13 protein-coding genes and 1 tRNA gene are annotated in these 16,354 nt (G+C 36.7%); 13 read left to right on the top strand and 1 reads right to left on the bottom strand.

What is annotated here, in order from left to right; all coding sequences use genetic code 11:
• Positions 1-3: 3 nt before the first annotated feature.
• The 11 genes from mraY to ABH942_RS02580 all read left to right on the top strand — a co-directional run bounded on the left by mraY (position 4) and on the right by ABH942_RS02580 (position 12,197).
• Positions 4-1,227, top strand: coding sequence for a phospho-N-acetylmuramoyl-pentapeptide-transferase (gene mraY, locus ABH942_RS02630; protein ID WP_370029447.1), 1,224 nt, complete (start codon positions 4-6; stop codon positions 1,225-1,227).
• Positions 1,228-2,565, top strand: coding sequence for a UDP-N-acetylmuramoyl-L-alanine--D-glutamate ligase (murD, locus tag ABH942_RS02625; RefSeq protein ID WP_370029446.1), 1,338 nt, complete (start codon positions 1,228-1,230; stop codon positions 2,563-2,565).
• A 40-nt stretch (positions 2,566-2,605) separates the two neighbouring features.
• Positions 2,606-3,922 (top strand): FtsW/RodA/SpoVE family cell cycle protein, encoded by a 1,317-nt coding sequence (locus tag ABH942_RS02620; RefSeq protein WP_370029445.1) that lies wholly within the window; start codon positions 2,606-2,608, stop codon positions 3,920-3,922.
• Positions 3,923-3,978: 56 nt separating this feature from the next.
• Positions 3,979-5,070, top strand: a complete 1,092-nt coding sequence (gene murG, locus ABH942_RS02615; RefSeq protein WP_370029444.1) for an undecaprenyldiphospho-muramoylpentapeptide beta-N-acetylglucosaminyltransferase — start codon at positions 3,979-3,981, stop codon at positions 5,068-5,070.
• Positions 5,071-5,127: 57 nt separating this feature from the next.
• The gene (gene murC, locus ABH942_RS02610) at positions 5,128-6,477 is read left to right on the top strand and encodes a UDP-N-acetylmuramate--L-alanine ligase (protein ID WP_370029443.1); all 1,350 of its coding nucleotides are present in this window, start codon (positions 5,128-5,130) and stop codon (positions 6,475-6,477) included.
• The gene (locus ABH942_RS02605) at positions 6,464-7,189 is read left to right on the top strand and encodes a cell division protein FtsQ/DivIB (protein WP_370029442.1); all 726 of its coding nucleotides are present in this window, start codon (positions 6,464-6,466) and stop codon (positions 7,187-7,189) included. Before murC ends, ABH942_RS02605 begins: the two co-directional genes overlap by 14 nt.
• A gap of 3 nt (positions 7,190-7,192) precedes the next feature.
• Positions 7,193-8,584: a cell division protein FtsA gene (ftsA, locus tag ABH942_RS02600; RefSeq protein ID WP_370029441.1), complete on the top strand. Its 1,392-nt coding sequence runs from the start codon at positions 7,193-7,195 to the stop codon at positions 8,582-8,584.
• A 58-nt stretch (positions 8,585-8,642) separates the two neighbouring features.
• On the top strand, positions 8,643-10,574 hold the full coding sequence (gene ftsZ, locus ABH942_RS02595) for a cell division protein FtsZ (RefSeq protein WP_370029440.1): 1,932 nt from the start codon (positions 8,643-8,645) through the stop codon (positions 10,572-10,574).
• A 191-nt stretch (positions 10,575-10,765) separates the two neighbouring features.
• On the top strand, positions 10,766-11,212 hold the full coding sequence (locus tag ABH942_RS02590; RefSeq protein WP_140001992.1) for a GatB/YqeY domain-containing protein: 447 nt from the start codon (positions 10,766-10,768) through the stop codon (positions 11,210-11,212).
• Between the two features lie 21 nt (positions 11,213-11,233).
• Positions 11,234-11,307, top strand: a tRNA-Arg gene (locus tag ABH942_RS02585).
• A gap of 59 nt (positions 11,308-11,366) precedes the next feature.
• Positions 11,367-12,197, top strand: a complete 831-nt coding sequence (locus tag ABH942_RS02580; RefSeq protein WP_370029439.1) for a zinc-dependent peptidase — start codon at positions 11,367-11,369, stop codon at positions 12,195-12,197.
• Positions 12,198-12,250: 53 nt separating this feature from the next.
• On the opposite strand, the gene rpe is transcribed toward ABH942_RS02580, so the two are convergent.
• Positions 12,251-12,913 (bottom strand): ribulose-phosphate 3-epimerase, encoded by a 663-nt coding sequence (rpe, locus tag ABH942_RS02575; protein ID WP_370029438.1) that lies wholly within the window; start codon positions 12,911-12,913, stop codon positions 12,251-12,253.
• 224 nt (positions 12,914-13,137) lie between these two features.
• On the opposite strand from rpe, the gene ABH942_RS02570 reads away from it, so the two are divergent.
• Together ABH942_RS02570 and ABH942_RS02565 are read left to right on the top strand one after the other, a co-directional pair.
• Positions 13,138-14,397, top strand: coding sequence for a M48 family metallopeptidase (locus tag ABH942_RS02570; RefSeq protein ID WP_370029437.1), 1,260 nt, complete (start codon positions 13,138-13,140; stop codon positions 14,395-14,397).
• Positions 14,366-15,928 (top strand): DUF6770 family protein, encoded by a 1,563-nt coding sequence (locus tag ABH942_RS02565; RefSeq protein ID WP_370029436.1) that lies wholly within the window; start codon positions 14,366-14,368, stop codon positions 15,926-15,928. The genes ABH942_RS02570 and ABH942_RS02565 overlap by 32 nt, the downstream gene beginning before the upstream one ends.
• Positions 15,929-16,354 lie beyond the last annotated feature (426 nt).

The following is a 16,354-nucleotide window of genomic DNA, read 5'->3' as shown; positions in this document are numbered from 1 at the left end:
TCTATGCTATACTATCTATTTGACTACTTAAACCAGATGGACATTCCAGGAACAGGAGTTTTCCAATACATTACGTTCCGTTCCGGTTTGGCAATTATACTTTCGCTATTGATTTCAACAGTTTTCGGGAAAAAGATTATCAACTTTTTAAGAAGACAGCAGGTTGGAGAAACAGTTCGTGAGTTAGGGCTTGCGGGACAAAATGAAAAAGCAGGAACGGCTACTATGGGAGGACTGATTATCATTGTTGCTACGCTGGTTCCGGTTTTATTGTTAGCCAAATTAAACAACATCTATATCCTTTTGTTGATTGTGACTACGCTTTGGATGGGAACTATCGGATTTATAGATGATTATATTAAAATTTTCAAGAAAGATAAAGAAGGTTTAAAAGGAAGATTTAAAGTTATCGGACAAGTAGGTTTAGGGTTGATTGTTGGTACGGTTTTGTATTTCCATCCTAGCGTTACAGTAAGAACCGACACAGGTAGTACTAATATTTTTGCTACAAACCAGACCACTGTTTCGGCTGTTCCAATGGAAGAAAAGTCTACTGCTACGACTATTCCGTTTTTTAAAGACAATGAATTTGATTATGCAGAACTGCTTTCATGGGCTGGAGACGATTATGAAAATTATGCATGGTTGATTTTTATACCGGTTGTGATTTTTATTATCACGGCAGTGTCAAACGGAGCCAATCTTACTGACGGTATTGACGGTCTTGCAGCAGGAACATCGGCCATTTCAGTCATTGCGCTCGGAATCTTCACGTTCGTATCCGGAAATATTATTTTCTCGAATTATCTGAATATCATGTATATCCCGAATTCGGGTGAAATGACAGTCTATATCGCCTCCTTTGTCGGAGCGCTTGTCGGATTCCTCTGGTACAATACCTATCCGGCCACCGTATTTATGGGTGACACGGGAAGTTTGACCATTGGAGGAATTATCGCGGTTTTAGCCATTGCAGTCAGAAAAGAACTAATGATTCCGGTATTGTGCGGTATTTTCTTGGCAGAAAATCTCTCCGTGGTTTTACAGGTATCTTATTTTAAATATACGAAAAAACGTTTCGGCGAAGGCCGAAGAATATTTTTGATGTCGCCATTGCATCACCATTACCAGAAGAAGGGTTACCATGAAAGTAAGATTGTAACCCGCTTCTGGATCGTGGGAATCTTATTGGCAATTCTGTCAATCGTGACCCTAAAATTAAGGTAGATGGAAAAAAGGCTGGTCATTTTAGGAGGTGGAGAAAGCGGTGTAGGCACGGCAATTCTCGGGAAGCAAAAGGGATACGACGTTTTTGTATCGGATTTTGGAAAAATAAAAAACAATTACAAAGAAGTTCTTGGCCTTCACGGCATAAAATGGGAGGAAGAAAAGCATACGGAGGATCTGATTCTTAATGCTGATGTGGTAATGAAAAGTCCCGGGATTCCTGAAAAATCTCCAATGGTAAAAAAACTAATGGAGAGAGGTGTACTGGTAATTTCCGAAATCGAATTTGCAGCTCAATATACAAAAGCAATAACGGTTGGAATCACCGGAAGCAACGGAAAAACCACTACTACCATGTTGACCTATCATTTGCTAAAACAAGGAGGCCTGAATGTTGGATTGGCTGGGAATGTTGGGAAAAGCTTTGCCTGGCAGGTTGCAGAAGCTAAACATGACATATACGTTCTTGAATTAAGTAGTTTTCAACTCGATGGAATTATAGATTATAAGCCGCATATCGCCATAATAACCAATATCAGCCCTGACCATCTTGACCGATACGATTACGATTACGGAAAATACATCGCCTCGAAATTCAGGATAACGGAAAACCAGACGGAAGAAGATTATCTGATTTATGATGCTGACGACGAAGCCATCCATAATTGGCTAAAAATGAATAAGACAAAAGCGCAACTGCTGCCATTTTCGATGATAAAAACAATTGAAAACGGAGCCTATGCAAAAGAAGATACAATCAATATAAACATCAATAACGAAGAATTTGTTATGCCACAAGACAAACTAGCCTTAGAAGGGAAACACAACGTGAAAAATGCAATGGCGGCCGCTACGGTTGCGCAATTATTGCGAATCAGAAAATCCACAATCCGTGAAAGCCTTTCTGATTTTCAGGGTGTCGAGCATCGTTTGGAAAAAGTGCTTAAAATTCAAAACGTGCAATATGTGAACGATTCAAAAGCTACCAATGTAAATGCTGCATTTTATGCTTTAGATAGCATGAACACACCAACAGTATGGATTGTAGGTGGTGTTGATAAAGGTAATGATTATGCGGAATTGATGCCTTTAGTGCGCGAAAAAGTAAAGGCAATCATTTGTCTGGGTATCGACAATAAAAAAATTATCGATGCTTTTGGTGATGTTGTTGATGAATTGATTGAGGCACAAAACATGAAAGACGCTGTGAAATATGCTCAAAGAATGGCAGAGAAAGGCGATACAGTATTACTGTCACCAGCTTGCGCCAGCTTTGATCTGTTTGAGAATTATGAAGACAGAGGAAGACAGTTTAAGCAGGCTGTTCAAAATCTATAGCAATTATCTGGTTAGATAAAAGAAAATAAAGAAAGGGATTATGAAAGAGTTAATAAACAATCTTAAAGGAGACAAGGTCATTTGGGCATTCATCGCTCTATTGGCATTGATTTCGTTTATGCCTGTTTACAGCGCGAGTAGTAATTTGGCATATAGCGCAAATGGTTCAGGAAACACCATGAGTTTTTTGATAAAACATTTTGCGCATGTCGGGATCGGGTTCCTGATAGTTTATATGGTGCATAAAATCCCATACCATTATTTCAAGGCTATCTCTATGATTGCTTTGCCAATTGTGGGATTGTTACTGTTATATACGCTCTTTCAAGGAAAAACCATTGGCGGAGCAAATGCAAGCCGTTGGATTCAGATTCCGTTCGTGGGTATCAGTTTCCAGACATCGACGCTGGCATCTATGGTGCTGATGATTTATGTGGCGAGATACCTGGCAAAAAAACGTGAAGTTGAAGACACGTTCCAGAAATCGGTAATTGAGTTATGGCTTCCGGTTTTTGCAGTCATAATGCTGATTCTGCCTGCCAACTTTTCTACGGCTGCGTTGATTTTTTTAATGGTCGTTATGTTGGTTTTCGTAGGGAAATATCCTTTAAAATACCTTGGGATTGTCATTGGAGCAGGTGTTGTAGGTCTTACCTTTTTTATCCTGGTGGCAAAAGCATTTCCAGATGCCTTTCCAAACCGTGTTGATACTTGGGTAAGCCGTATTGAGAATTTTACGAGTGACAAACCGGATGAAGATAATTACCAGATTGAAAAAGCAAAAATAGCAATAGCTACTGGTGGAATTTATGGCGTAGGCCCAGGAAAAAGTATCCAGAAAAATTTTCTGCCGCAGTCTTCTTCGGATTTTATCTATGCGATCATTGTGGAAGAAAACGGATTGCTTGGCGCGCTTACTGTAATGTTCTTATATATCATGCTTTTCATCCGATTCCTGATCGCTTCGCATAAGGCCAATACATTGTTTGGAAAACTATTGGTAGTAGGGCTAGGCTTTCCGATTGTATTTCAAGCATTGATAAACATGGCGGTTGCCGTTGAATTATTGCCGGTAACGGGACAAACCTTACCGCTAATCAGTAGCGGAGGAAGTTCAATCTGGATGACTTGCGTTTCGCTGGGAATTATACTAAGCGTAACCAAAAAAGATGAAGAAATTGCTCAGGAAAATCTGGAAAAGGCACAAAGAGAGGAAGCGCTTCAGCGATTGATTGAAAGAGAAATGAATGGCGAAAATAATCCAGAGGAAGAAGAAAAAGTTGCCAATGAAAAAGAACCGCAATATGCAATTGAAGATGTAAGTGATAACCCGATGAAAGCGGTAATGGGGAAGTGATTTTGAGATTTAAGATTTAAGATAGCAGGATAATCTGCGACAAAAGAAAATATAAAATGCAAAAACTAAAATTCATATTAAGCGGAGGCGGAACTGGCGGGCATATTTACCCGGCAATTGCCATTGCTAATGAATTGAAAAACCGTTTTCCGGATTGTGAAATCTTGTTCGTAGGAGCAAAAGATAAAATGGAAATGCAAAAAGTTCCGCAAGCCGGCTATCCTATCAAAGGATTGTGGATTGCAGGAATACAAAGAAGGCTCACGCTGGACAATATGATGTTTCCTTTTAAATTGATGGACAGCTTGTTGAAATCGAGAAAAATTGTAAAACAATTCAAGCCAAATGTAGCCATTGGAACAGGAGGTTTTGCGAGTGGCCCGTTATTAAAGGCTGCGGGTTCGGCAGGTATCCCAACAGTAATTCAGGAACAGAATTCATATCCGGGCATTACAAACAAATGGCTGAGTGGTAACGCTAGCAAGATATGTGTAGCTTATGAAAACCTTGAACGGTTTTTCCCAAAAGAGAAAATTGTATTTACAGGAAATCCTGTTCGTCAGGATTTAATTGACATAAAAGGTAAGAAAAAAGAAAGCAGAGAGTATTTTAAACTAGATCCTGATAAAAAAGTATTGTTGGTTTTAGGAGGGAGTTTAGGTTCCAGAAGAATCAACCAGCTAATTGCAAAAGAACTGGTGAATTTTATATCACAGGATGTGCAAGTGATCTGGCAATGCGGAAAATTCTATATCGAAGAATACAAGCATTTCAATGAAAAAGAAAACGTACAGGTAACGGCATTTATTGACAGGATGGATTTGGCATATGCAGCAGCAGATGTGATTATTTCGAGAGCAGGAGCGTCATCGGTTTCTGAATTGTGTCTGGTAGGAAAACCGGTCATTTTTATTCCATCGCCTAACGTTGCCGAAGACCATCAGACAAAAAATGCAAAAGCCATCGTTGATAAAAATGGCGCGTTAATGATGAAAGAAAATGAATTGGATACCCAATTTACTTCAACATTTAATAGACTTTTAGGAGATAAGACCCTTCAGGAAAGCCTGGGTGAAAACATAAAAAAAATGGCAATGCCAAATGCAACGAAAGATATCGTTGATGAAATAATAAAATTGATAAAATAGAGGCAAGACTAAAAACTTAGAACCTTAGCTCCTTAGCAACTTAGAAACTAAAAAAGAATGAATTTGAATCAGATACATAACGTTTATTTTATCGGAATCGGCGGCATCGGAATGAGTGCTTTGGCACGCTATTTCAAGGCTATCGGTAAAAACGTATCTGGATATGACAAGACGGAAACAGAGCTGACAAAAGAACTGGAAGCTTTGGGGATAGAAATTCATTTTGAAGATAGCATTTCTTTGATTCCAAAAGATTATTATGCAGAAAATACGCTGGTCATAATAACGCCTGCTGTTCCAAAAACACATTCGGAATGGAATTATTTTCTTGAAAGAGAATATCAGGTCAAGAAAAGAGCAGAAGTGTTGGGAATAATCACAAAAGACACCTTCTGTTTTGCTGTGGCTGGAACACACGGAAAAACGACAACATCAAGCATTTTAGGGCATATTTTGTATGAAAGCGGAGCAGATGTTACGGCATTTTTGGGAGGAATTGTAGAAAACTATAATTCCAACTTAATTGGCAGTGGAAAAACAGTAACGGTTGTTGAAGCAGATGAATTCGATCGCTCGTTCCTGCATTTGTATCCGGATATCGCATGCGTAACGTCTATGGATGCAGACCACTTGGACATATATGGCGATACGGCTTCAATCGAAGCATCTTTTGTTGAATTTGCTGATAAAGTAAAAGACAAGGAAAAACTATTTGTTGTAAAAGGCCTTCCACTAGAAGGGATTTCTGTAGCAGTAAATGATGAGGCAGATTATAAAGCCTTCAACATACGAATTGAAAACAATGCCTATGTTTTTGATGTACAAACACCGTCAGAAATTATAAAAGATATACGGTTTAATTTGCCGGGAAAACACAATTTAACGAACGCCTTAATCGCTTTGGCAATGGCATATACTTACGGCACCCCGACCGAAGCCATTGCCAAGGCATTATTTACATTCAAAGGCGTAAAACGTAGATTTTCCTATCAAATTAAGGGCGAAAATTTGGTTTATATTGATGATTATGCCCATCATCCAACAGAAATAAATGCGGTACACCAGGCAGTTTCAGAACTTTATCCGGAAGATAAAGTCCTGGCAATTTTTCAGCCGCATTTGTTTAGCAGAACCAAAGATTTTATCGATGGTTTTGCATCGAGCTTATCTGCTTTTGATGAAGTGATCCTTTTGGATATTTATCCGGCCAGAGAACTTCCAATAGAAGGTGTAAACTCAGCATGGTTGTTGGAAAAGATTGATAATCCGAATAAAAAACTGGTGTCAAAAGACAACCTGATTTCGGAAATTTTAAAAAGCGATGCTAAGGTTGTTGTTACAATCGGAGCAGGCGATATAGGAGAATTAGTGAAACCAATTAAACAAGCTTTACATGAAAAAGTTTAACTGGACAAACATTAAATTGGTGCTGATGTTCGCATTGGTAATTTTTCTGTATTCTTTCACTTCAAAGAGAAATGAACAGCGAAAATTGAAAAAAACTGTAGTGGAATTTGTCAATGAAAAAAGCCCGTTTATTACACAAGAAGCGGTTAATAAATTGTTAATAGAAAATAATGCAGCCCCTACGAGCATTCAAAAAGATGAATTAGATTTGAATAAGTTGGAGAAAAACCTCAATAATCACAATATGATCGAAAAGTGTGAAGTATTTGTGAGTGTTGATGGTGTCCTAAAAACAGTTGTGAAACAAAAGACGCCGGTAGCCCGGGTGTTTGACGATAATGGTTCTTTTTATATTGATTATGAAGGACATGAGATGCCGTTGTCAGACAATTTCACAGCTAGAGTTCCAATGGTTACGGGGGGGATTAGCAGTACAAATAAAGAAGAACTGAACAAAGTTTTTCGTTACATCTATGACGATGAATTTTTACATAAAAATATCATTGGCATACAGGTTTTGCCGAATGGTAGCCTGAAAATGATGAATAGAAATTTTGATTATGTCATCGATTTCGGAAGAACCATCAATGTAGATAGGAAGTTCAAGAATTATAAAGCCTTTTTTCAAAAGGCAATTCAGGACAGTTTGATAAATAAATACAAGACAGTAAATCTGAAGTTTACGCAACAGGTAGTGTGCACCAAAAATTAGGATATGGAAAAAGAGAGCATTGCAGTAGGTTTAGACATTGGGACAACCAAGATTGTCGCTATGATTGGCAAGAAAAATGAATACGGGAAACTTGAAATTTTGGGCGTTGGAAAATCCAAAAGTCTTGGTGTTGCAAGAGGCGTTGTTAATAATATTACACAGACGATTCAGTCAATCCAGCAAGCCGTTCACGAAGCGGAGGTGGATTCAGGTTATAAAATAAAAGATGTTGTGGTTGGTATTGCCGGCCAACACATTAGAAGTATACAGCATAGCGATTATATCAGCAGAAGCAATCCGGAAGAAGTAATCAGTGAAAATGATATTGATTTGCTAATCAATCAGGTTCACAAGTTGGCAATGCTTCCTGGAGAAGAAATTATCCATGTCCTGCCGCAAGAATTTAAAATTGACGGACAGGCTGAAATTAAAGAGCCAATCGGAATGTACGGAGGAAGACTTGAATCAAGCTTCCATGTTGTCGTTGGACAGGCTTCTTCCATCAGAAATGTTGGACGTTGTATCAAAAGCTCTGGCTTGGATTTGTCCGGCTTGACATTAGAGCCATTGGCTTCTGCAGATGCAGTATTGAGCCAGGAAGAGAAAGAAGCAGGTGTTGCCTTGATTGATATTGGAGGTGGAACCACAGATCTTGCTATTTTCAAAGATGGAATTATTCGCCATACAGCAGTAATTCCTTTTGGCGGAAATGTGATTACCGACGACATCAAAGAAGGATGTTCCATCATAGAAAAACAAGCGGAACTGTTAAAAGTGAAATTTGGTTCAGCATGGCCGGGAGAAAATAAAGACAATGAGATTGTCTCAATTCCAGGCTTGAGAGGAAGAGAACCAAAAGAGATTTCTTTGAAAAATCTATCCAAGATAATCCACGCCCGTGTGGTTGAGATTATCGATCAGGTTTTTACCGAAATCAAGTCATACGGACATGAAGATCCTCGCAAAAAATTAATTGCGGGAATTGTTTTGACAGGAGGTGGAGCTCAATTACAACATATCAAGCAATTGGTTGAGTACATAACCGGAATGGACACAAGAATCGGTTATCCAAATGAGCATTTGGCCGGAAATTCTGACGAGGAAATTTCAAGCCCATTATATGCAACAGCTGTTGGATTGGTGATGAATAGTATCAGAAACAATACCAGAAGTGCAGTTCCGTTGAATCAGGTTGAAGTTGAAAAAGCACCACCGGTTCAGGTTCATAAAGAAGTAGTTGTTGAAACTACTGCCCATTATGAAGAAGAAATAAACGAAGAGCCGCCAAAAAAAGCGGAACAGGTCAAATCTGCTTCTACGGAAGGCAGGATGAAAAAGTCGTTTTTCGACAAGTATATCGACAAGATAAAAGAATTTTTAGATAATGCAGAATAGGGCATAATTGCCAAACAGAAATTAAAAAGAAAAGGAAAAGAAATTAAAACCAAATATTATGATGAGCAACTCAGATTTTGGAAGCATTTCATTTGATTTACCTAAAAATCAATCAAATGTAATTAAAGTAATTGGTGTTGGAGGAGGCGGAAGCAACGCGATCAACCATATGTTTCAGCAGGGGATTAAAGGAGTGGATTTTATCGTTTGTAATACGGATTCTCAAGCATTGCAGAACAGCTCTGTTCCTAATAAGATCCAGTTGGGAGTTAATCTCACGGAAGGTCTTGGTGCAGGGGCAAATCCTGAAGTTGGACAGCAGTCGGCTATAGAAAGTATTGCCGATATCGAAAAGATGCTTGACAGCAATACAAAAATGGTTTTTATCACGGCAGGAATGGGAGGCGGAACCGGAACAGGAGCTGCGCCAGTCATTGCTCAACTGGCTAAAGAAAGAGACATCCTTACAGTAGGGATTGTTACTATTCCGTTCCAGTTCGAAGGTAAAGTCCGTTCGGAACAAGCCTTGCTTGGTGTTGAACGTTTGAGAAAGCAAGTAGATTCGCTTATCGTAATCAATAATAATAAATTAAGAGAAGTATACGGAAACTTAGGATTTAAAGCGGGCTTCTCAAAAGCGGATGAAGTTTTGGCAACAGCCTCAAGAGGTATTGCTGAAGTAATTACGCACCACTATACTCAAAACATCGACTTAAAAGATGCCAAAACAGTACTGTCAAACAGTGGTACTGCAATTATGGGATCTGCTACCGCAATTGGTGAAAATCGTGCTAAAGAAGCAATTATTGCAGCTTTAGATTCGCCATTGTTGAATGATAACAAAATTACCGGAGCCAAAAACGTATTGTTGCTTATCGTTTCTGGAAGTAATGAAATCACGATTGATGAAATTGGAGAAATCAACGACCATATCCAGACTGAAGCTGGCTTCAATGCCAACATCATTATGGGAGTTGGTGAAGATGAAGCGCTTGGAGATTCTATTGCTGTAACGATTATCGCTACGGGATTTAACGTAGAGCAGCAAAATGAAATCGTCAATACAGAGCCAAAAAAAATTATCCACGCTTTAGAGGATGAGCAAAGAATGGGACGTGACTTGTCACAAAAACAAGTAGTACCATCATTCAATTTTTCTCCAGCTCCTGTCGAAGAAAAAAAGGAGACTGAAGAAAAGATTGTCTTTGCATTGGAAGATTTTGAAGTGGCCGAAGCAAAAATTGAAGAACCAGAAATGGTTTCAGATTTGGTAAAAACAACAGAATTCATCAAGAATATTGATGTAGAATTCCAGATTGTTTCGCCAATCAGCGAGCACGAATTTTATATTACGACTCCTGAAGTGAGAGAAATGGAAGTACGTGAGCCGGAATTTGTAGCCTATAAAGAAGAGGAGCAGATTACTTTCTCTTTTGACTTACCTGTTAAAAGTGCTGTAGAGCCAAAAGAAGACAGGATTCTTTTCGAACTATCAAACGAAACTAAAGATATTAAGGTAAACCAGCCAGTTCAGGTTGTTCCGGTAACAGAATTGAACGAAAAAGGTATCGTGAAGTATTCTTTAGAAGAATATATGGAAGTTGAAAACGAGCTGATTCAATCTAAGCCTGTTGCTAAAGTTGAAGAGCCTGTAGATAGAGAATTGGATTTGAAGATGAAGGTTGAAGAGCCTAAATTTAACAACACTTCTTTTGAAGAAATTTCTCCGCTTGAAATGACTATCGAGCAGACTTTGAAAAAAAGAGCTGACGAAAGACGATTAAAGATGAAAGAATTTAACTATAAATTCCACAACAATCCATCAAGAGTTGATGAGTTCGAAAAAGAGCCGGCATACAAAAGAATGGGAATCGATTTGAATCAAACCCAGGCTGATAATAGCAAATCTAGGATGTCACTAGGAACGGATAGTAACGACGATTTACAATTGCGTTCGAATAATTCCTTTCTTCACGACAACGTAGATTAACTAACTCAAACCAAAACCCGATAACCCGAAAATTGAATTGATTTTCGGGTTATTTTTTTTATCTTCGCATCAGTTTAAAAGAAGGTTAAGGGCTTTTTGAAACACGAAATAATAATGTTTTCAGAATCCAAAAAGTTTAGAGGCCTGATTTTTAAATAATTCAATAAATAGAATAGAAAAGAACCATACTAATGAGTTTACAAGATAAAATCAACGAAGAAATCAAAACGGCAATGAGAGCCAAAGACACGGTAAGTCTTGAATCTCTAAGAGCTGTAAAGTCTGCATTATTACTTTTGCAAACGGACGCAGGAGCAAAAGAAATTTCTCAGGACGATGAAATCAAGCTTTTACAGCGCTTGGTAAAACAGAGAAAAGACAGTGCTAATATCTTTACTGAGCAAGGCAGGGCTGATTTAGCTGAACCAGAATTGTTGCAGGCAGCCGTTATAGAAAAGTTTCTTCCAGCTCAATTAAGCGAAGAAGAAGTAGAAGCTGTTGTGGCAAAAATCATTGCTGAAACAGGTGCTTCAGGAATGGCTTCAATGGGGAAAGTTATGGGGCAGGCTTCTGCTGAGTTGGCTGGTAAAGCTGACGGAAAGACTATCTCTACAATCGTAAAGAAATTATTGTCATAAAAAATTATAAAATCTAAAACTGACCCTGTAGTTCAACTGGATAGAATATCAGATTTCGGCTCTGAGGGTTGGGGGTTCGAACCCCTCCAGGGTCACAGATTTTTAAAGGGACTAGTTTAGTCCCTTTTTTATTTCTCAAAAAATAATTCAAGATATGAGTGAGGCTATTTTCGTTGTTTTAACCTTGATAATTGCTGCAATGGTATTCCTATGCGTCATTATAGGTTTTATGCGTTTTTTTGTAGAGCCAGCTTATGTGTTGATAGTTAACAAGCCGCTGTATATTCATTGGTATCCTGTTCCGAAAAAAATTAAACCATCTCAGAAACTATTATTGGAAAGAGAATTTTCTTTTTATAGAAAACTCTCAGATAAACGAAAAGTTTATTTTGAGCATCGTGTAAAATCATTTATAAGTAATTACCAGTTTCATGGTAAAGGGATTGAAGTTACGGAAGAAATGATGGTTATAACTGCCGGAACCTATGTAATGCTGACGTTTGGTATGCGTTTCTATTTGACGCCGCTGTTTCGTGATATCATTATTTATCCCGGCCAATACGAATCTGCTCTGACGGGACAAAGCCATAAAGGAGAATTTAACCCTAGAATGAAAGCAGTAGTCTTTTCCTGGGAAGATTTTCTTTTGGGACACAATACAACAAATGATAATGTGAATTTAGGACTTCATGAATTTGGACATGTGTTGCATTTCCATTCTAAAAAAGTAAATGGCGATCCCAGTGCGTCCATATTTTATGATGAGTTCAACGAAATCCTAAAATACTATGATGATGCCGCATTGTCGTTAGAATTGATGCAGAAAGGCTATTTTCGCGAATATGCCTATGAAAACCAATTCGAGTTCCTGGCTGTATTACTGGAACATTTTTTTGAATCGCCCCAGGTTTTCAAAACAGAACATCCTGAATTATATCAAGGAGTAAAAAAGATGATTAATTTTAAAGAAGAATACTTGAATTAGTAGCATAAAAAAACCTGTTCTCAGAACAGGTTTCTTTATTTATAGAAATGCTTTTAAAACGATGCGATCTTTTTTAAATCGGCAATTGTTTCAGTTGGGTTGGCTGATTTGAAAACAAAATTTCCGGCTACCAAAACATCAGCACCGGCTTCAGCCAACTGCTTTGCATTCTTATCTGTTACTCCACCATCAACCTCAATCAATGTTTCAGCTTTGTTGCGGGAAATAATTTCTTTTAGCTGTCTTACTTTTTTATACGTCGATTCAATAAATGACTGACCTCCAAAACCAGGATTGACACTCATGATACAAACCAGGTCGATATCATTGATAATATCTTCCAAAACAGTAACGCTGGTATGTGGATTCAAGACAACTCCGGTTTTCATTCCTTCTGCTCTGATAGCCTGTAATGTTCTGTGAAGGTGCGTACAGGCTTCGTAATGAACGCTCAATATATTGGCCCCAAGAGAAGCAAAAGTTTTGATATAACGGTCAGGATCAACAATCATCAAGTGAACGTCGATTGTTTTTTTGGCGTGCTTCTGGATCGTTTCCAAAACAGGCATCCCGAAAGAAATATTAGGTACAAAAACACCGTCCATAATATCTACATGGAACCAATCGGCATTACTGTTGTTAATCATTTCGAGGTCGCGCTGCAGGTTTCCAAAGTCGGCAGCCAGCACAGAAGGTGCTATTAAAGTATTTTTCATGTGTTGTTGTGTTGTTTGTTAACAAGTTGTCGGCAAAGATACTATTTCATAACTAAATTTTAAATGGATAATTTGCCTATAAAATAATACTACAAGATGTTAATTGCTTTTTAACAGAATCTGTAAGAAAAATAATTTCTATTTTTTTTTAAAGTGTATATTTGACGCCAATATCGTATAAAAAATAATTAATATATAAAATGAGGCATACAGTTTTCTTGTTTTTGCTTTTTACTACTCTTGTTAGCTTTGGTCAACAGAATTTTGTTGCCATTGATACCTTGTCTTCTGAATGTTCAAATGCTTTGGGTCAAGAATATCAAAAAAAATTTGAATCGATAAACAAAAGTATATCGTTTAAAAAGGCTGCGGAAAAAAATCTTATCAAAGAAATATATAGTGAAATACAAGAGGATTTTTTAGAAAAAATAAAACAGAAAAATTTTATCTGTAATAATGATCTCGAGCATTATTTAAAAGGATTGATGGATGAAGTTCTTACAAAGAATAATATTAATCCTCAGGATTATAAAATATTGTTGTCAAAAGATTCTGAAATAAATGCTTATAATACCGGAGACGGGACTATTGTGATAAATTACGGGCTTTTTTTAACGGTTGAAAATGAAGATGAACTTGTATTTGTTATCTCACATGAAATAGGACATCAATTTCTAAGTCATGTTAGAAATGATATCGAGGCATATGTCAAACTTTCAAGATCAGAAAGCATAATTGCAAAAACAAAGGAAATACAGCGCCAAAAATATGGCAAAGCTACCAAAGCAAACGACTTGCTCAAAAGCATTCGTTATGAGAGTTATGAGAAACGGAGAAGGAAAGAAATTGAAGCTGATTCTATAGGGATTGTATTCTATGGCAGAACATTGCGAAACCCTAAAGCGGCAATCAATATTTTGGAAAAATTTGATTCGTCTGACATCGAAAGAGATTCGCTTACTGTTGCAGATTACAAATTTATATTTGAAAAGAATGGATTTACTGTAAAGCAAAAATATTTCAATGAAGAAAAAAGCCTTTTTTCAAAGTATGATAAATTGAAAGGAATAGACATAGATTCATTAAAATCACATCCGGATTGTACTACCAGAATTAAACTTATCGAAAAAAAATTAGAAGCAAAATTTAGCGAAACCTATAGTAATCCTACAGTTTTTTCTGAAATAAAAAGGAATAGCACATATCAGAATCTTTACAATTTATATTCTTCTAAGAAATATGGAATTTCATTATACGAATCTCTAAAGCTCTATAAAAAGCAAACAGATGACCCTGTCTTGCAAAAAATAATTCATTTAAATCTCCTCAAAATTTATGAATCGCGCATTAATTACACAATTAATCGCTATGTCCCCGCTCATGATAATCTTTATAATACTGCTAGCCTGAATAGGTTTGTGAGTTATTTAAACAATATTAAAATTTCCGATTTTGAAACAATTATTAACAACTTTAAATCTTAACATGAAAAATAACTATTTCCTATTGTTTTGCTTTTTTACATTTTCAATTTTACAAGCGCAAATTGTTGATTTGCAAAAATTATCTAAAGGCCGTCTTTATTCTTCAGACGTTATTAAAGATGAAAATAATAATTTGAAAGGCTATTTTTTATTGTTTGAAACAGATAAAATTGCAAAAGAAACCTATCAATTAGAGTATGTTGTTCTTGATGAAAATCTAACTAAAGTTACCAATGGCTTTATAACAGAAATGAAATATGAATCATGGTTTTTTAAAGCTGAAAAAATAAGTGTCAGAGTTTCTGTCTATAAAGATAAGTTGCTTTTGCAATTTGCAGATTCCTTTGAAGGAACTGAATATTTTAAAAGATACAGACTTCTTTCAATTAAGGATAACCAATTAAGTAAGCCTTTTATTTATTCAAAAGGGAAGATGATTGTTGATCCGGTTTTTGATAGAAAAAACACAAACATAACTGATAATCAATCGGAGAATATTGTAGTTTATGAAGGTGTGGGTTTAATGGTAAATTCTGAGTCTCTATATAAAGATATACCGGCCATTAATAAAAGCTACCTTGCCCATATAGACGGGGATTTTAAAGAAATTTGGAGGTATAATTATAATGACGTAAATGATAAAATACTTAATGACTTGAGTTATGTGAACTCAGATGAAGATGTGATTGTTATTTATAAGCATCCATATAAAGGTACGATGACACGAAAGTATTTGAGTGAAGTGTCTGTCCTTTTCCTTGATTCTAAAACAGGTGTTTTACGCAATGAATTTGCATTTCCCGAGTTAGAAAAATATGGTTATAGAATTGTTGATTGTAAAATAACTTCTGACAAGGTTTATTTATTTGGGAATTATTCAGAGGCTAATAAAAAAGGTTTTATTGATGATAATGATAATTTGGGACTTTTTAATTTTGTGTTCGATAAGAAGACCGGAAAGCTAACCAAAAGCCATTATCTGAAATGGGAATCTTTGGGGACTAAATTACCAATAGATAAAAATGGATACGTCAAAAAAGAAGGAAATCTTTTCCCCCATGAAATGCTTTTGACAGGTGAAGGTAAAATTATTTTAGTAGCTGAGGCTTTTACCCAATCTCCTATAACGACAAACAATCTGTATTTTTTTGAGATGAATGATAACCTTGACGTAAATCAAGTATTTACAGTTGAAAAATTTAGAAATAAATTCCCTAAAATTTCTGGACATTCAAGTAGTATAAAGAAGTATGGGCTTTTCGATTTTATAGATTATCAGGATTTGGGAGATAATGAATTTTTGTTCTTCTTTAGTGATAATGAAAAAAAATCTAAAAACAGAAATAAGAGTACGCTCTATGGAATCGTTTCTTATTCTGAAGGGAAGTTTAAAAAGCAAACCCTGGAATTAAAGACAGAAACGAGCACAGTGCATGCTTATAGTGCGAAGAAGGGCTATATAATGCTGGTTGAAGACTTTGATGAGAAAAATAAAGCTACTGAGTTCCGTCTTGAAAAGATTAACTATTAAGATTGTAGCTTTTATATAAAAATGATTATCGGAAACTTTAAACCAAAATAGATCCGATACGGTAATACTTCTTTTGCGGCTTTGTGCCTTTGCGTGAAAAATAGTTGCTCGCAAAGGCGCAGAGCCGCAAAGTTTTTTTGTGAGGCTAAGGTTCTGAGTTGCTAAGGTTGTGTGTTTTTTGTGTAAAAGGGAAGTTGCTGTTGAAAGTGAGTTTTTGTGTCTTTAAAGAGGTGCTAAGGCGCTAAGGTTCTGAGTTGCTATGCTTGTATGTTTTGTGTGAAAAAGGGAGTGTGCTGCTAAAAGTAAACTTTTTTGTTATCCTTTGTTTGATAAAAAAACAAAACTCCGGAAACCCGAGCGGAAGCGAACAGACCGAAGTTTTGTTTGATAAAAAAACAAAACTCCGGAAACCCGAGCGGAAGCGAA

Origin of the sequence: Flavobacterium sp. 28YEA47A, assembly GCF_041262125.1 — a bacterium.
GTDB lineage: Bacteria > Bacteroidota > Bacteroidia > Flavobacteriales > Flavobacteriaceae > Flavobacterium.
Note: the sequence above shows the minus strand (reverse complement) of the source record. Positions and strands in the feature narration are given on the sequence as shown.